The organism is Rhizobium sp. T1470 (assembly GCF_042140505.1).
GTDB lineage: Bacteria > Pseudomonadota > Alphaproteobacteria > Rhizobiales > Rhizobiaceae > Rhizobium > Rhizobium favelukesii.
The window spans coordinates 540376-555626 of record NZ_CP148092.1 but is presented as its reverse complement, the minus strand read 5'-3'; the positions used below and the strand labels follow the sequence as shown (position 1 = coordinate 555626).

14 protein-coding genes and 8 pseudogenes are annotated in these 15251 nt (G+C 59.5%); 15 read left to right on the top strand and 7 right to left on the bottom strand.

What is annotated here, in order from left to right; translation table 11 throughout:
• Nucleotides 1-8: 8 nt before the first annotated feature.
• A complete protein-coding gene (locus WGT02_RS23845; protein WP_024316044.1) occupies nucleotides 9-1337 on the bottom strand; it encodes a PLP-dependent aminotransferase family protein in 1329 nt (442 codons plus the stop codon).
• 100 nt (nucleotides 1338-1437) lie between these two features.
• Between WGT02_RS23845 and WGT02_RS23840 the strand changes: the two genes are divergently transcribed.
• The 6 genes and pseudogenes from WGT02_RS23840 to WGT02_RS23815 form a co-directional block, all read left to right on the top strand.
• Nucleotides 1438-2409 carry a nitrate ABC transporter substrate-binding protein gene (locus tag WGT02_RS23840; RefSeq protein ID WP_208247069.1) on the top strand — a complete coding sequence of 324 codons (972 nt, stop codon included), beginning with the start codon at nucleotides 1438-1440 and terminating at the stop codon, nucleotides 2407-2409.
• A 46-nt stretch (nucleotides 2410-2455) separates the two neighbouring features.
• A complete protein-coding gene (locus tag WGT02_RS23835; RefSeq protein WP_208247067.1) occupies nucleotides 2456-3346 on the top strand; it encodes an ABC transporter substrate-binding protein in 891 nt (296 codons plus the stop codon).
• Nucleotides 3343-4284, top strand: coding sequence for an amino acid ABC transporter permease (locus WGT02_RS23830; protein ID WP_024316042.1), 942 nt, complete (start codon nucleotides 3343-3345; stop codon nucleotides 4282-4284). The genes WGT02_RS23835 and WGT02_RS23830 overlap by 4 nt, the downstream gene beginning before the upstream one ends.
• Nucleotides 4281-5060, top strand: coding sequence for an amino acid ABC transporter ATP-binding protein (locus tag WGT02_RS23825; RefSeq protein WP_024316041.1), 780 nt, complete (start codon nucleotides 4281-4283; stop codon nucleotides 5058-5060). Before WGT02_RS23830 ends, WGT02_RS23825 begins: the two co-directional genes overlap by 4 nt.
• 86 nt (nucleotides 5061-5146) lie before the next feature.
• Nucleotides 5147-6328: a M20 aminoacylase family protein gene (locus tag WGT02_RS23820; RefSeq protein WP_208247065.1), complete on the top strand. Its 1182-nt coding sequence runs from the start codon at nucleotides 5147-5149 to the stop codon at nucleotides 6326-6328.
• A gap of 130 nt (nucleotides 6329-6458) precedes the next feature.
• Nucleotides 6459-6619 (top strand): annotated as a pseudogene (locus WGT02_RS23815) (hypothetical protein); the annotation flags it as partial.
• On the opposite strand, the gene WGT02_RS23810 reads toward WGT02_RS23815, so the two are convergent.
• On the bottom strand, nucleotides 6615-6821 hold the full coding sequence (locus WGT02_RS23810; RefSeq protein ID WP_208247063.1) for a type II toxin-antitoxin system ParD family antitoxin: 207 nt from the start codon (nucleotides 6819-6821) through the stop codon (nucleotides 6615-6617). The pseudogene WGT02_RS23815 and the gene WGT02_RS23810 overlap by 5 nt on opposite strands.
• A gap of 309 nt (nucleotides 6822-7130) precedes the next feature.
• Between WGT02_RS23810 and WGT02_RS23805 the strand changes: the two are divergent.
• The 6 genes and pseudogenes from WGT02_RS23805 to WGT02_RS23780 all read left to right on the top strand — a co-directional run.
• Nucleotides 7131-7939: pseudogene (locus WGT02_RS23805) on the top strand (MmgE/PrpD family protein); the annotation flags it as partial.
• Nucleotides 7940-8011: 72 nt separating this feature from the next.
• A pseudogene (locus WGT02_RS23800) lies at nucleotides 8012-8590 on the top strand (nitrilotriacetate monooxygenase); the annotation flags it as partial.
• Nucleotides 8591-9219: 629 nt separating this feature from the next.
• The gene (locus WGT02_RS23795) at nucleotides 9220-9474 is read left to right on the top strand and encodes an AbrB/MazE/SpoVT family DNA-binding domain-containing protein (RefSeq protein WP_024316035.1); all 255 of its coding nucleotides are present in this window, start codon (nucleotides 9220-9222) and stop codon (nucleotides 9472-9474) included.
• A pseudogene (locus WGT02_RS23790) lies at nucleotides 9468-9789 on the top strand (type II toxin-antitoxin system PemK/MazF family toxin). Before WGT02_RS23795 ends, WGT02_RS23790 begins: the two are co-directional and overlap by 7 nt.
• 71 nt (nucleotides 9790-9860) lie before the next feature.
• Nucleotides 9861-10057 (top strand): annotated as a pseudogene (locus WGT02_RS23785) (IS6 family transposase); the annotation flags it as partial.
• Between the two features lie 57 nt (nucleotides 10058-10114).
• Nucleotides 10115-10289, top strand: a pseudogene (locus WGT02_RS23780) (chemotaxis protein CheD); the annotation flags it as partial.
• Between the two features lie 663 nt (nucleotides 10290-10952).
• Here the strand turns inward: WGT02_RS23780 and WGT02_RS23775 are convergent.
• The 4 genes from WGT02_RS23775 to WGT02_RS23760 all read right to left on the bottom strand — a co-directional run bounded on the left by WGT02_RS23775 (nucleotide 10953) and on the right by WGT02_RS23760 (nucleotide 12281).
• Nucleotides 10953-11228, bottom strand: coding sequence for a hypothetical protein (locus WGT02_RS23775; RefSeq protein WP_024316032.1), 276 nt, complete (start codon nucleotides 11226-11228; stop codon nucleotides 10953-10955).
• Nucleotides 11229-11308: 80 nt separating this feature from the next.
• On the bottom strand, nucleotides 11309-11686 hold the full coding sequence (locus WGT02_RS23770; protein ID WP_208247061.1) for a DUF6481 family protein: 378 nt from the start codon (nucleotides 11684-11686) through the stop codon (nucleotides 11309-11311).
• A 34-nt stretch (nucleotides 11687-11720) separates the two neighbouring features.
• Entirely contained in the window at nucleotides 11721-11945 is a 225-nt protein-coding gene (locus WGT02_RS23765; RefSeq protein ID WP_208247058.1) for a hypothetical protein, read from the bottom strand.
• Nucleotides 11946-12071: 126 nt separating this feature from the next.
• Nucleotides 12072-12281, bottom strand: a complete 210-nt coding sequence (locus tag WGT02_RS23760; RefSeq protein WP_003567907.1) for a cold-shock protein — start codon at nucleotides 12279-12281, stop codon at nucleotides 12072-12074.
• Nucleotides 12282-12785: 504 nt separating this feature from the next.
• On the opposite strand from WGT02_RS23760, the pseudogene WGT02_RS23755 reads away from it, so the two are divergent.
• The 3 genes and pseudogenes from WGT02_RS23755 to rsgA form a co-directional block, all read left to right on the top strand.
• Nucleotides 12786-13054 (top strand): annotated as a pseudogene (locus WGT02_RS23755) (IS110 family transposase); the annotation flags it as partial.
• Nucleotides 13055-13478: 424 nt separating this feature from the next.
• Nucleotides 13479-13655 carry a hypothetical protein gene (locus WGT02_RS23750; protein ID WP_208247056.1) on the top strand — a complete coding sequence of 59 codons (177 nt, stop codon included), beginning with the start codon at nucleotides 13479-13481 and terminating at the stop codon, nucleotides 13653-13655.
• A 67-nt stretch (nucleotides 13656-13722) separates the two neighbouring features.
• Nucleotides 13723-14685, top strand: a pseudogene (gene rsgA / locus WGT02_RS23745) (ribosome small subunit-dependent GTPase A); the annotation flags it as partial.
• A gap of 91 nt (nucleotides 14686-14776) precedes the next feature.
• Here the strand turns inward: rsgA and WGT02_RS23740 are convergent.
• Complete coding sequence (locus WGT02_RS23740) at nucleotides 14777-15025, bottom strand: hypothetical protein (protein WP_024316027.1); 249 nt, start codon at nucleotides 15023-15025, stop codon at nucleotides 14777-14779.
• Between the last annotated feature and the right edge of the window lie 226 nt (nucleotides 15026-15251).

Below are 15251 nucleotides of genomic sequence, written 5' to 3'. Positions count from 1 at the left end.
TCACGAAGCTAACCTGGTTTGGCCGCCAGGGCGATCGATTCCGCCACGTCGTTTACCCGATCAGACAACATGGCCGTCGCTACGCGAAGATGTGCGCTTGGAAGAATAGAAAATTTGGCGCCGGGATGAACCGCAATGCCTCGCGCCGCCAGGGTGACCATCCCAAAAGGTTCCGATGCGACCGGGACCCAGGCGCACAGGCCGCTGCCGTGCTGCGCTTCGATCCCACGCTCTACCAGGGCATCAACCAGATCGGCCCGACGCTGGAAGTAGATGTCGCGAGAGCGTTGCAGCGAGGTTTGCGTCGCGGGATCCCGCAGAAGCCACGCGGTGGCCGCCTGAAGGATGCGGCTTGTCCAGCCGGCGCTGAAGCTACGGTAAGACTGGATCTGTTCAACGATCGCACGCGAGCTCGACATGACGGCAAGTCTGAGATCCGGACCATGCGTCTTTGAATAGGAGAGAATGTGAATTGTCCGGTCGGCAAACCGGCCGCCGAGCGAGTGACGTGGAGCCGTGGAAATATCGGCTATGCCGTCATCCTCGACGATCAACGTGTCCGTGCCCTCGAGAATGTCTCCGAGACGTTGCAACCGCTCGCTGCTGAGGCTCTGACCGGTCACCGAGTGAAGCCTCGGCTGAAAAATGAAGGCGACAGGCCGCAGCTTCATTGCAGCTTCCAGCGACGAAGGCAGCGGTCCTTCCCGATCGCACTGGACCGGAATGATCCGCACGCCGCGGTCTTCCAGAATATCAAGAAGGCGCATGGCGGTCGGATCTTCGATTGCAACAGATGCACCGGGCATGACGAGCGCCTGGATGAGTGTGTAGACCGCGTTATACCCCCCGTTCGTCGCCAGGTATGCCTCAGGCTCGTATGGCCACGTCTTTCGGACAGCCTCTTCGAGTTCCGGAAGTATGCGGCTTCGCTCGTAGCTGTTGAGATTTTCCGCTGAGGCTCCATAGGCCATGGCTTCCGCAAGTTTCGGCAAAAGCCGAACATCCGGCACTGCCGATGTGAGGTCGAGGACATCGGCTCCATAACGGCCGGAACTGCCGAGCCGTTCAGGCTTCGCCACGAAACGGTCGCCGCTCACCCAAGTGCCATTCCGTCCCCTGCCGGTAATGATTTTCTGACGTCTTAGCTCGCTCCAGGCCTCGGAGATCGTCGCCGGACTGATCCCCAGCGCAAAGGCGAGATCGCGGATCGGCGGCAGCTTCGTTCCGACGGGAAGTGCCCCGGCCCGGATTAAGGCACTGGTTTCAATCGCAATTCCTCGAATTGTCCGATCGGTCAATGTTTGAGCAAACCAAGCCGCATCAACAGTATCGCTCATTTAATCGCCACTTTTAATGTTCAATAACATAATAACATTTGATCGGAGAAATTTGAACATTTAATTATTCAGAAAACAAGGTCTTTGCGAGTGACTGCCAATGCCCCTTAGTCTCCGACTTGCCCTCCGCGACTGGGATTACATGACGCCCCTGGTTCTCGGCGATGTCTCCTCTCCCAAGCTTGACATCAAGGTCGACCGGGTCGGCACATTGCTCACGCATCTCGGCAAGAGCGAAGACTACGATGTCGCCGAAATGTCCTTCAGCCGCTATACGCAGCTGTGCATTGACGGCGACGTGAGCATCGTCGGCATTCCGAACTTCATCATGCGCGGCTTCCGTCACCGCTGCATCATTACCCGCAAGGACGGCCCCATCACCGAACTCGGCCAGCTGGCCGGAAAGCGCATCGGCGTGACCGGATGGCGCGACTCCGGAAATACCTGGACCAGAGCGGCTCTGCGTCGCGAGGGCGTCGGCGTCGAGGATGCCATGTGGTATGCAGGCCGCCTGACAGAAGCGCATCCGATCGTCGATCGCCTCGACGGCTTCGGCCGGCCCGGCCGTATCGAAGCGGCTCCTGGCGAGCGTCCCATGGTCGATCTGCTCAAGGAAGGCTTCCTCGATGCGATCTTCACCCCTTTCATGCCAGACGGCTACTTCGGTGGAGGGCTGCCGTTCCGGCAAGTCGTTTCCGATTTCAGAGGCGCCGAACGTCGATATTTCGATGATGTGGGCTATGTTCCCGGCATGCATCTGATCGGCATCAAAGCGGGCATCGTCGCGCAGAACCCGTGGGTGATCGAGGAACTCAGCAAGCTGATCGATGAATCGCAGCGCCTATGGCTGAGCAAACGCCGCAAATATGCGGACACCTCGCCCTTCATGATGGACGAGCTGTTGAAGTCGGCGGCCGAGCTTCCAGTCGGCTGGGAGGCCAGCGGCTTTGCGGTCAATCGCAAGATGATCGCTGACTTCGCCAACGAGCTTCACGTCCAGGGCATCCTGCCGCAGCTGATCACCCCGGAAGACCTCTTCTCCTTCGATGTGGACGGTAGCCGCATCGGGTGAGCGCAACACGAAACGCATCAGTCGAACCAAACAGGGGAATGGAAAAATGTCGATCAGGAAAATAGCATGCCTTGCTCTGACGAGCGTGGTGATCTCGGGAACGGTCTTCGCTGAAGATGCGGCCCTGCCCAAGCTTTCCGTCAACGACGCGCTTCATGCGCAATTGCCCGAAGCGATCCGCACGTCCGGCAAGATGATCTCCGTCAACAACGGCTCATTTCCCCCTTATGAAATCGTCACAGGCACCGAGATGAGCGGCGCCAGCGCCGATCTGACCGACGCACTCGGCCAGGTTCTCGGCGTCAAGATCGAGCATGAGACTGTGGGTGGTCTGCCGGCGCTGCTGGCCGGCGTCAACTCCGGCCGTTACCAGTTTGCCTTCGGTCCCGTCGGCGATTTCAAGAGCCGAGAAGAATCCAACGACTTCGTCGACTGGGTGCAGGAATTTGTTGTCTTTTCGGTGCAAAAGGGCAATCCCAAGGGCATCACCTCGCTCGACACCGCCTGCGGCAACCGCCTCGCGGTCATGGCTGGAGGCTCGGCTGAAAAGGTCATCCAGGTGCAGGCCGAAAAGTGCAAGGCCGACGGCAAGGGCGCGATCGAGGTGCAGTCCTTCACCGACCAGCCGAGCTCGATCCTTGCCGTCCGCTCCAAGCGTTCGGATGCCTTCTTCTCCTCCCAGGCGCCGCTCACCTATTTCGTTTCGCAGGCTAACGGCCAGCTGGAACTGACCGGCGTCGGGCAGAAGAACGGCTTCGAGGATCTCTATCAGGGCGCCGTCGTGGCGAAGGGCTCTCGGCTTGGCCCGGTCCTGCGCGATGCGATCAAGGTGTTGATGGACAACGGCACCTATGCCGCGATCATGAAGAAGTGGGGCCTTGAGAACAACATGATCAAGGAGCCCGGCATCAACCTCGGTGGGACGCTTCCGAAATGAGCACACAAACGCAAATACTCGCATCGCCCTCCGGCGATGTGAGAAGCCGGGACGTGGCCCACGCCCACAAGCCCTTCCCCAAGGGTCGCGTCGCGGCTTGGGTCATCACGCTCGCGATCGCCGCCTACTGGGCCTTTTCGGTCGCGCATAACGAGAATTTCGGCTGGCCGGTCGTCGCTCAATATTTCTTCGACCCGACCGTCATCAGCGGCCTTTATGTCTCGCTCGGCCTGACGGTCGTCGCGATGATCATCGGCATCGCGCTCGGCCTCGTGCTGGCCATCGCGAGAATGTCTAGCGATCGGCTGGCGAGTTCGCTCGCCTCGCTGTTCATCTGGTTCTTCCGCGGAACGCCGCTCTTGGTGCAGCTGATCTTTTGGTACAATCTTTCCACTCTGTTTCCGACGCTGTCGGTCGGCATTCCCTTCGGCCCAACCTTCATGAGTTGGGATACAAACTCTGTGATCAGCCCGATGACGGCCGCGATCGCCGGTCTTGCGCTCAATGAGTCCGCCTACATGGCGGAAATCATCCGCGGTGGCCTGCTTTCGGTGGACAAGGGCCAGTTCGAGACGGCGGAGGCCTTCGGCATGACGCGCATCCGCGCGCTTCGCCGCATCATCATTCCGCAGGCCATGCGCTCGATCGTTCCGCCGACCGGGAACCAGCTGATCAGCATGATCAAGGCGACCTCGCTTGTCAGCGTCATCGCCATGGCCGATCTGCTCTATTCGGTTCAGTCGATCTACAACCGCACCTTCGAGATCGTGCCGATGCTGCTCGTCGCGGTCCTCTGGTACCTGCTCATCACGTCGGTCCTGAACGTCGGCCAGGCCTATATCGAGCGCTACTACAGCCGCGGCGATCGCCGCACGGGCGCCGCCAAGGCTGCAAAGGAAGCGGCTGTCATGGCACAGGCAACGGAGGCAGGCGCATGAACGAGATCTCCACCATCGAGCCTCTCGTCAAGGCACGCAATGTCCATAAGTCCTTCGCAGACCTGGAAGTGCTGAGGGGCATCGATCTCGACGTCGCGCCTGGTGAGGTCGTCGTCGTCCTTGGACCCTCCGGCTCCGGCAAGTCGACGTTCCTGCGCTGTATCAACCACCTCGAATCCATCAACCAGGGTTCGATCGAAGTGGATGGCGAACAGATCGGCTACCGCCTGCACAAGGACCGGCTGCTGCAGCTGTCGAACCAAGCGATCGCCCTGCAGCGCCGCAAGATCGGCATGGTCTTTCAGCAGTTCAACCTCTACCCGCATATGACAGCGCTGCAGAACATCATCGAGGCGCCGGTCGGTGTCCATGGCGAAAGCCGCAAGGCGGCGACCGAAAATGCGCTGAGGCTTTTGGAACGGGTTGGCCTTTCGATCAAGGCCGACAACTACCCGCGCCAGCTTTCCGGCGGCCAGCAACAGCGCGTGGCGATTGCCCGCGCGCTGGCCATCAAGCCGAAGCTGATGCTCTTCGACGAGCCGACCTCGGCACTCGACCCCGAGCTGGTCGGCGAGGTACTCGCCACCATGCGGGATCTTGCAAATCAGGGTTTGACGATGATCGTCGTCACCCACGAGATCGGATTTGCTCGGGAAGCGGCCGACCGCGTCGTCTTCATGGATGGCGGCAAGGTCGTGGAACAGGGCAAGCCGGAGGACGTAATCGGCAACCCGCAGCACCCTCGCACCAGAAGCTTCCTGTCGCGCTACATCTAGCGCGGCGGTCCCCCTGCCCTTGCCCCTGCGGGCTGGCTTTACCGTAAGCCGGCCGGCGATACCGCGCCCGTGAAACTGGAACTGCCATGCCCCTCGACAATGATTTTGCCCGCCTCTCCGATTTCGAACCGATGGAAGCAGAGTTGACGGCCATCCGCCGGCATCTCCACGCCCATCCCGAGCTCTCCTTCGAAGAGGCCGAGACCGCGCGTTTCGTTGCCGAAAAGCTCGAATCCTGGGGCTATGAGGTGACCCGCAACGTCGGCGGCCATGGCGTGGTTGCGCGTATGACGGTCGGCGCCGGAAAAAAGAGCATTGCCATCCGCGCAGACATGGACGCCCTGCCGATCACCGAGGAGACCGGCCGCCCCTATGCCAGCACGGTTACCGGCAAGATGCATGCGTGCGGACATGACGGCCACACGACGATACTTCTCGGTGCGGCCGAATATCTGGCCCGCACGCGCCGCTTCAATGGTACCGTCAGTCTCATTTTCCAACCGGCCGAAGAAGCGGGTGCGCTGAGTGGCGCGCCCGCGATGATCGCCGACGGGCTGTTCGAACGCTTTCCCTTCGACGTTATCTTCGGTCTGCACAATCATCCCGGCGCGCCCGAGGGCGCCTGGCTGATACGCTCGGGACCGCTGATGGCAGCTGCCGACAGCGCCGAGATCATCATCAAGGGCAAAGGTGGCCACGCCTCGCGCCCGCATCTCACCGTGGATCCGGTGGTCGTTGCGTGCAACCTCGTCGTCAGCCTGCAATCGGTCGTCTCCCGCAGCATCGATCCGACGCAGACCGCCGTCGTCACGGTCGGGGCGATCCATGCCGGCGAAGCCGCAAACGTCATCCCCGAAAGCGCAAAACTACTGCTCAGCATCCGATCATTCGACCCAAAGGTGCGCGAGACGTTAGAGGCCAGGATCCGCAGGCTCGCCGAAACGATTGCCGATGGTTACGGCGCAACCACGGAAATCGAATACGCCCACGGACACCCCGTGGTTGTCAATTCGGAAGCGGAAACCGAATTCGCCCGCACGGTCGCCGAGGAACTCGTCGGTCCAGAGAAGGTGGCCTTGTGCAACCTCATCCCCGGCAGTGAGGACTTCTCGCATTTCCTCGAGCACAAGCCCGGCAGCTTCCTGCGGCTCGGCAACGGTGTGGAATCCGCGATCCTGCACAGTGCGAAATACGACTTTGCCGACAAATCCCTGACGGTCGGTGCTGCGATGTGGGCACGCTTGACCGAACGCTATCTCGACGGCTGAGCCACCACAAAGCCTCAATAACGTAGTCGGCACGAGAAGCGGAACCGAGTGGCCCACGGCCGCGTGTTCCGCTTCTCGTGCTGTCTCGGCCGAGTCGCCAACCTCTCGGTCGACGGACGACAGGCTCCCTGATCGGGCCGCTTTTTTTGTTAAGACCGTAAAGGCTACGAGCAAAGACGCCGCATATGACCAGACGACTTTTACGAGACGTGGAATTTACAATCCGATCGTGGAGCCATCGTTGGACTTCTACCTCATGGTTCCCATAACGTTCGAGACGTTCTTGCTACGTTTCCGCGCGCGCGACTGCCGCGGCAAAGGGTTCGTCCGTCGACCGGCCGCCAGCACCACTTTTGAGACCGTCATCGTCGAAACGTTGCATGGCGGGAATCTTATCACTGCGCGCTTGGTCCCTCCCAATCAGGTCGCGCACATAGTCACCAGCATTGGAATATAGCCCGGTCATCGCTTGCGCCTCGACCCACTCTTTCATTGGGTCCGGTAAAGATGCTCATCGTACCCATTCGAGCTCCATATTGCGCGGAAGTTGGCTCAACTTGGCAAAGTTTGTCAAACTCGATCACTTTGGACACGGAGGTACGGCCCGGGCAGGTTTATTCACCACACATGACGCACCACGCACTCGATCGCGTAGATCGTGGTCGAGTAGCTATGCCATTCGGCTTCGCCCTCGCAGATCCGGGCGGGCGGATTTCCCGCACCCGGCTCTTCCCGAGAGTAACCCGCGTCATCTCCCTGGCCTGCGCCCAAGTTCGAGTAACACGTGGGACTGGCAGCGCGAAGCGTCGCGCTCGGCCTGGCGGCGACGCAATCGTCGGGTCTGCGGTTGCAGTTCGGTTATGACGCCAAACCCTATCATGCCGGCATGGCGGCGCGATCCGGGTTCCTCTCTGCTCGGCTGGCGGCGGCGGACTTTGGCGGCGCACCGGATTTCCTCGACAATCAGATCGGCTTCCACGCGGCTTATGCTTTTGGCCCGGAACGTCTCTCTGCCGTAACGCAAGACTGGGGCGTACCGTGGCAGATCGTTTCGCCCGGCCTGACGCTGAAGGCTTACCCCTGTTGCACAGCCGGCCATCCCGTCGCTTCACTCGGCATCGACTACACCGGGCCGGTCTTCGCGCGGATGAGATCGAAACGATCACATTCACCTATCCACCCGGCGCCGATGCCGCACTGGTGGTGAGCACGCCGAACAATGGCATCGAGGCCCGCTTCAGCCCGGAATACGTCTTTTCCGCTGCCCTGATCGATGGCGGGCTTCGGCTCGACCATTTTGACGAGCGGCCGGTGGAGCCGCGCTTGATGGCGACCGCCGAACGCGCCAGCCGTCGCCACGACGATAGCGCGCCGCGCATGTCGAGCGACCCAAAGACCCGTTTCGTGATCCTCGATATTGCGCTACGCGACGGCAGCGCGATCACGCGGCGCTTCGATGGTCTGCCCGGCGTTACGGATCCGACCGAGAAGTTTCGCGACGCAACCAACCGCAATCCTGCCTTTGCCGATATTCCTCTACTCATCCGCCGCATGAGCAGCGCCGACGATCTTCGCCAGCTTCTGGCGCTGTTGAACCAGAACGTGGTTTAAACCGAATTGACGAAAGATCCTTGCCATGAGCACTAAAAGACAAATCCACCTGGGCCTGTTCCTGCAGGGTGGGAGGCGCGGGCCTTTTATAAGAGCCTGAAGGAACGCGTCGTACGTGCTGGTCGGCGGGCTGACGACGTCGCGGTGATGCCAGGTTTCCTGCCGGTGATCGGGCGCACGGTCAAGGAAGCTGCGGACAAGCTGGCCGAACTCGACCAGTGGACGGAACTGAAGAGCGCCATGCCGCTGCTGGAAGAACGGATCGGTCATCCCCTTGCCGACTACGACCTAGATGGCCCGCTCCCGCACCTGCCGATTTCCGACCAGTTGCGTAGCCGCGCCGACCTTCTGACAGCGCTCGCGCGGCGCGAGAACCTGACCATCCGCCAGCTGGCATTGCGTGTTGCGGCCGGCCGCGGCCATCACATCATGCTCGGCACGCCGGTTGAGATTGCCGATCGAATGGAGCAATGGTTCGAGGGACGTGCCGCCGACGGTTTCAACGTCATGCCGCCGTTCTTCCCGGACGGCCTCGAAGACTTCACGCATTTGGTCGTACCGGTCCTGCAGGAACGCGGCCTATTCCGCACTGAATACAGCGACTCAACCTTGCGTGACCATCTTGGCCTGATACGTCCTGCACTATGCTAGATGTAGCCTTGGCATGGTCGGGTGCGGCGAACCGGCCGACCCATCATCGCTCGTGAATGCTTCAGCAACAAAACGCCCTCGTCGATGCGCCCGTTTTTCAAGCATGGACAGGGCCGGGAAGGCGATCTCAGCGCGATAGGGCCGATTGTCAGGCGTTTGGGATTGCCGTTGCTGAAATCTTTTGTTTCTCTCTGATTGCTCGGCCTGTCAGAAAGCGCGCGATAACGACAACTTTTGTTCTCTTCATCCAGACCACGCTCTATTTCGCTGGCTTGCTAAGCGTCCGGAACCCTGACCGGTTTCCGCGCACTTGCGTGACCATCCTTCCGCAACCGGGAGATATGCTCGCCTTGAAGGCGATCTGAACCGGCGGCGCCTTAACTCAGATAAGCTAAGTGCCTGATAAACCCAAATTCACGGCATAACGCCTGTTTATGCCATTTTGTTGTTGCGATCTCTGGTCCAAGTAGCTCGATGGCATTGGGCAAATCCACCTTATAACGTGGACGGCCCCTGATGTTGCTTCTTCAAAGCGCTATTTGCGTGAGATGAGCGCCCTCAGATTGTACTAACATTGTTGTAACGCTTCTGCCGATACTTATAGGTTGATCATCCTGAAGGAGTCGCTGATGTTGAGCGCAGTCAAGAAGTTCGGCAATTCTGCCGGCGTGATAATTCCCAAGCCTTTGCTTTCCGAGCTAGGCGCGCAAGCCGGCGACGATGTCGATCTGCGCGTCGAAAACGGCAGGATCGTGATCGAGCGCGTGGCACGACCTATGCGGAAAGGCTGGGCCGCGGACGCGCAGCGTCTTGCTGCTGAGCGCGACGATGGTCTGGTCTGGCCCGAGTTCGGCAATGACGAGGACGAGACGATCGCATGGTAAAGCGCGGTGATGTGTGGCTTGCCGCGCTTGATCCAACGGTTGGCATGTGAGATCCAGAAGACCAGGCCCTGCCTGATCGTTTTGCCCCCTGAGATCCATGATCATCTGCGTACCGTCATCGCCGCGCCGATGACATCAGGAAGCCGTCCGGCCGGTTTCAGAGTCTCTGTGTCGTTTCAGGGGGTGGCCGGCCTCATCCTGCTAAAGCAGACGCGCGCCCTTGAGAAGCGCCGCCTGGTGAAGCATCTCGGGCAGGTGCCTGATGCCGTTTTGAAGGATGCGCTAAGGGTTCTACGGGAGCTCTCTGAGGAATGAAGACAATGGGACCTACACGCCGGAATTGATCGACAATCGTCGATTTCAATCGACGCCCCCCGCGCGAGGGAATACCCAATCGACGACGAGAGCGAGGCAGGATGCGTTCAAGTCGGCACGACAATGCCAGCGCTTCGTCTCCATCCATGGCCCGATCGCCAACCTTTTCCATCTTCTTCGCAGCCCGAAGAGCACTACTGAACATCGCAAACTGCGAAACGCCGCCATGAACACGTGGCGCGAAATCACCCTGTCGACCGCAGCATAAACCGGCCCCATCGTGGCCATCCTGTGTCCGACCCAAGTTAAGGCGACGCTACCGCAAATACCCATCATTGGCGCAAGCATCGGTGGCGACCATGGTCGTAAACTTGAGTACTGGCCCGTGTCTGGCCGCGCCCGTCAATATGACCCGTGACGAGACTCGACGACCGGTTACTTTGGAGCAGCGTCCCTGTCCCGGCCTGAGACCGGCTGCAAACAGCACCGAGTTCTTTTAATCGGCCGGGGAGACGCGGCGGGCGGCTCCTTCCGGTTTCGACGCAGCAGGTGCTAACGTACAAGGCAGAGCGACTTGCTGGTAATAGTGAAAACTCCGGCGACGATCACCAGCATGGTCACCTACGTCCGCGGCCCGCACATTTTCGGGAGAAAAGCGGCGAGGCGCTTTGGCTGGCAATCAATGGCGCCCGATGACGTCCACGGCAGAGGTCAGCTTGGAGGCCGACATGCGCGCGCTCCGCGCTGTCGACACGCGAGGAGTAGAAAAATGCCCGGGATTCAGACACAGGTTTTCGCAAGCGCGAATGGCGGCATATGGCGCGGCGATCAGGATAAGACGAATCTCACCTTGATTGTCGCCGCGCAGGCGGCAGATGATTTCTCGAGCAGGATGAGGCTACCGGGGAACACATCGTCATGCACCGCGCCAACCCCGAACCTGGAGGAACGGAGCGAGGTGGGCAATTTTCTTAAGATCGCCGGCGATCACCCCCAGGACAGGCTCTTCGCGATGTTCTGCACCGCCGTCTGCCTATCGAAGACGCGTCAAAGAGCGACAATCCACCTGTTGATCTCACGCCGTTGAACCCGTTTCCGTGGTCCATCAGACGCGAGGGCGCTGAGAACTGAGTGAGGTTGTTCAGTCCCGCTCGACAGCAGGGTCAAGCTCGGTCGTAGGTGAATGACGTCAGCAGCGTGGTCACGAAATTGCTCGCCCTTTCCTTGACGAGCACTTCCGTCCATTCATCCGTGCCCCGGAGCCTCAGGTCCGTATAGATGCTATCGACGGCTGCTTCTTCGATGCGTTTGATATGCGCCTTGAAGGTAGCCTCGCCGCCGGCATGGTACATGTCACGGATGACCATGCGCAGGATTTCCTGGATCGCGATTTGCCAGGACGTGTTGATCGACTGGAGTTCGTTCGTATCCGGTGCCATGGAGGCTCCTAGGTGTAAGCGAACCTCAGCATGACGTTGTCACGCTGCGGAATCGGGGTGCCGACAACCGATGCCGGAGGCTAAGCTTGTCGCGCCTTGCGGTTGGCGTAGCGCCGGTCGCGCTCGGCCTTTCGCGCCGCCTCATCTTCGATCACGCGCGCTATACGGGCCTTTTCGGCGCCCTCGCGGGCTTCAGTTTCAGCCAGCGCTTCGGCCTCCGCGGCTGCTCGCTGCTCTGCCGCCTGGGTCTCAACGCGCACGCGCTCCCCGTGCTTCAGGGCTCGCGTTCCGCGTCGTTCCTCGCGAGCCGAGACAATAGCCGTGCGTTCTGCCTGCCTTGCCATTCTAGCAGGTTCCGCCCCGGTTTTTGCTGCACGGTAGGCGTTGAGCAGAGAAGTCTTGGCGTCTGCGGATGCGGCTCGTCGGTCAGAGAGCTGATTGTTTCTAGCGTTCTTCAAATCTTTATCCTGATAATCGGTGTTGGCGCAGTGATCAGCGCGTTTTGGCCCGTTTGGCGAGGAGGGCAGAAGTTGCTGAGGTTCGGTCGGCCAGTTCCTTCGCCAGACGAGCCTCTCGCAGCCTGGCCGTCTTGGCATCTCGGCGCTCGGCCTCAGATTCGAGCTCACCAACTGCGTTATTCTTCGCAAAGAACTGCATCTGGACGTTGCCGAATGCGATTTCAGCCTGTTGGCGGGATCTACTATATGTTTCAGTCATTGAAACTCCTGACGGCTTCGACCGGTGACCCGGAACGAAAAAAGCCAGGCAAGATGCCTGGCCTCGATTGAATATGCGCTTCCGGCAGTGCCAGTACATCCGTGGTCAAAGGGAAGCAGATATCAATTAAGCGGACTGCAGATTGCAGGCCGACATTTTGCCCGACTTCATGTCGCGCTCAAGGTCGTAGCCGATCTTCTGGCCTTCGACGATTTCGCGCATACCAGCGCGTTCGACAGCCGAGATATGCACGAAAGCGTCTGCGCCGCCGTTATCAGGCTGGATAAAGCCGAAGCCTTTGGTGGAATTGAACCATTTTACTGTGCCAGTGGTCATGATGAACCCTTTCAAAGCATAGAGTGAGGAACCGCGGAAGCGACGCTTTGCGGACGGTGGTAACGACTATTTTGAAAGGAAGTTCGTTTAGAGCGCGGTGCCAATCGCGCGGTAGACAAAGCTCGGCAAGCAAAAGATCGATAAACCATCAATAGCGACATGGGCGAGGAAGTCAACCGATAGTTTTGGCTGCGCAGGTTCGCCGTCTTCTACCGCGTGACCATCTCCATCGTCTGGGCTGCGTCTTGGAGCTTCGACCGTAGCCGGGAATGCGCCGGCTCGTGTCCGATGGTGCCAGACCATCTGCAAAGGTGTCGGCGGTGACGCCCACCGCAGCTCAAACGGCAGCCGACCCGCCCTCGCGAATACGTCCGCCAGTCGTCCCGGAGCAATCGCCGTGGCATGGATGCCGGCAGGCAGCGTAAGAAGCGTTGAGACAACCTGCGCGAGATCGAGCAAGACATTGAGAGGGCAGCGCTCCGAAAGAGCGTGTGAGTAATCGCTTGGCAAAGCGGCAACATCAATCGCGAGCCAGGTGTCTCGAGGGCGGGCAATCCGGACTGCGAGCGACAATGGTCGAACTCCCCTGGCTATGGTTGCGCGGCATCAACCGAAATCGACGTTAACGTAATGGTTCAAAGAGCGCGGCGCACGCAACGCCGGCCGTCAAAAGACCGATGATCGTGGCGCTGGCCCGCAAGCTGCTCGTCGCACTCTGGAAGTATGTGAACTCCGGCGTCGTGATCGAAGGCGCAATCATGAGAGTCGCCTGAGCCAACAACCGCTGAGAAACACAGTTTCTAAAGGGCCTGATCAGTCCTGACGGATCCAGGTGAACGGACCGGGAATCCTTTTGCCTTTAGCTGCCGATCTTGAGTTTGGTCCCGTTCTCCTGAACCCGTTCCCGTCGAAAGCAGGTTGGTGATGCAGCCGTAACAAGCGGCGACCGGATGTGAGATTGTACAGGCCCGGGACGGGCCGGTAAATGCTATGGGCTCAGACCGTGGATCCACTTACGAAGGAGCAATTCGATACCACGTGAATGAACCATTGACAAAAATCCTGATGTGAACGGGATCGAACCGGCGTTGGCTAATCGCATTTTGCGTAAGCAAGTGATAGATCACAGCCTGCTGAGTATGAGCTGTCGAGCATCATCTTCAGAGAGAAACCTCGGACCGGACTGGAGAGCTTTTGATGGGCTGGAAAACACCGAAGATCGAATACGTGAATGGTTATAAGATCGTTGAAGTTGATGGGCCTACCTTCAAAGTCTACGATGGTGACCGTCAGCGCGGGGATAATTTCCCCTGTCCCGGCGAGGCTGCTGCTTACGCCACCTCTTTGCCAAAGCGGGATCATTCACGCCGCTAGGCGAGAAGCCGCGAAAAATCATTGAGAAACCCGTTATGGCAACCTTACCGGATGCGGATCAAGATTTGACCAGGTCCAACCCGGCGAAGCGGACCTGATCCCCAGACGCGTCGCTTCAGTTCACCGGGCACGCATCGAGGCGATCGATGTTACCGGGCCGGTCGGACTGGAACTTCCAGCCAATACCAATACTGCTGACTTCGCGGTGGGCGACTGGGTTCTTGCGGATCCGCTGACCGACATGCTTATGAGCCGTCTCGACCGAAAAAGCGTCTTTCAACGACGCACGGAAGGGGGGCGTGGCCAGCAACTTGTTGCCGCCAACGTCGACACCCTGTTGATCGTGACCTCGTGCAACGCCGATTTTAATCTTGCTCGGCTGGAACGTTACCTGATCATGGCCAACCAGGCCGGAAGCAATCCCGTAATTGTGCTGACGAAGGCTGACACCGCCGAAGATGCTGGCCTGTTCCAGGGGCAAGCTGAGGCTTTGCAACGGGACCTGCCTGTCATTGCCTTGAATGGGCGTTCCGCGGACGCCGTGTCCCTGTTGAGGCCCTGGTGCGGCATCGGCCAGACGGTTGCGCTGGTGGGATCCTCCGGTGTCGGAAAATCGACGCTTGTGAACACAATGACCGGGCCTGAATCTGACACAAAGCAAAAAACAGGCACCATCCGCCAATACGACGCGCAAGGCCGACACACAACCACGGCGCGATCGCTGCATGCAATTTCAGGCGGCGGCTGGGTCATCGATACACCGGGAATAAGAACGCTTTACGTGAGTGATGTTGTCGACGGTATAGACACCCTCTTTGCTGAAATAATCGAACTGGCGCCGCTATGCCGCTTTCGCGATTGCACCCACGCCCATGAACCGGGCTGCGCCGTCCAGGCAGCTGTCGCAAGCGGTGCCCTGGTTGCCGATCGCGTGGAACGCTGGCGGAACCTGCTCGCAGAAAACCGCGACCGAACACCGGTCGTGAGTGGACCACGTGGCAACAAGATCGTTCGCAAGAAGAAATATTGAAAGTTTTGAGCGCTTGCGACGGTGCTCATCGGCGTTAGCCACGATCCGCCGCCTTGGTGAACTGGCTGGGCTGCGGTCACCGCGTCAGAACTCAATGATTGGGATTGCGGTCAAGAAGAAGACCCTGCAAGCGGCCGCTCCCGCTTGTGAGGGATATGTCTTTGAACAACCGCGATACGAGGCGCGGTCGCAATCCTTGCCTCTCATCGATGAGGAGGAATGACATCCTCTTTATCTCGATGGTGATCACGCCTGTATTGTCATGGCGACGATAATTCCGCGAATCGATCGCATGAAATCCGTTCTCCACCGCCCAGGCGGCTATCATATCCGCGTTCATCAAGGTCCTGCTTCAGGAGATGCGGACCTGCTTTCCTAGCGGTCCCGCTCGTGCAAATCGCTTTGCAGTCATACGATACCGTAACTGAAAAGCTCTAATCCAGCCAAATCCGTCGAAGATTACGGTTCCCGCTCAGGTGTTGCGAGAAAGACTCGCAGCAATCGGTACGGCATGGCCCCACCCGTCTGGTGCTCTTGATGGGGATCGAACCGTCGACCCACGCGTG

Bases quoted from the DNA above. Each gene is read 5' to 3' on its own strand.
- WGT02_RS23845 (WP_024316044.1), bottom strand. From the start codon at position 1,337: ATGAGCGATACTGTTGATGCGGCTTGGTTTGCTCAAACATTGACCGAT.
- WGT02_RS23840 (WP_208247069.1), top strand. From the start codon at position 1,438: ATGCCCCTTAGTCTCCGACTTGCCCTCCGCGACTGGGATTACATGACG.
- WGT02_RS23835 (WP_208247067.1), top strand. From the start codon at position 2,456: ATGTCGATCAGGAAAATAGCATGCCTTGCTCTGACGAGCGTGGTGATC.
- WGT02_RS23830 (WP_024316042.1), top strand. From the start codon at position 3,343: ATGAGCACACAAACGCAAATACTCGCATCGCCCTCCGGCGATGTGAGA.
- WGT02_RS23825 (WP_024316041.1), top strand. From the start codon at position 4,281: ATGAACGAGATCTCCACCATCGAGCCTCTCGTCAAGGCACGCAATGTC.
- WGT02_RS23820 (WP_208247065.1), top strand. From the start codon at position 5,147: ATGCCCCTCGACAATGATTTTGCCCGCCTCTCCGATTTCGAACCGATG.
- WGT02_RS23810 (WP_208247063.1), bottom strand. From the start codon at position 6,821: ATGAAAGAGTGGGTCGAGGCGCAAGCGATGACCGGGCTATATTCCAAT.
- WGT02_RS23795 (WP_024316035.1), top strand. From the start codon at position 9,220: ATGTTGAGCGCAGTCAAGAAGTTCGGCAATTCTGCCGGCGTGATAATT.
- WGT02_RS23775 (WP_024316032.1), bottom strand. From the start codon at position 11,228: ATGGCACCGGATACGAACGAACTCCAGTCGATCAACACGTCCTGGCAA.
- WGT02_RS23765 (WP_208247058.1), bottom strand. From the start codon at position 11,945: ATGACTGAAACATATAGTAGATCCCGCCAACAGGCTGAAATCGCATTC.
- WGT02_RS23760 (WP_003567907.1), bottom strand. From the start codon at position 12,281: ATGACCACTGGCACAGTAAAATGGTTCAATTCCACCAAAGGCTTCGGC.
- WGT02_RS23750 (WP_208247056.1), top strand. From the start codon at position 13,479: ATGGGCTGGAAAACACCGAAGATCGAATACGTGAATGGTTATAAGATC.
- WGT02_RS23740 (WP_024316027.1), bottom strand. From the start codon at position 15,025: ATGAACGCGGATATGATAGCCGCCTGGGCGGTGGAGAACGGATTTCAT.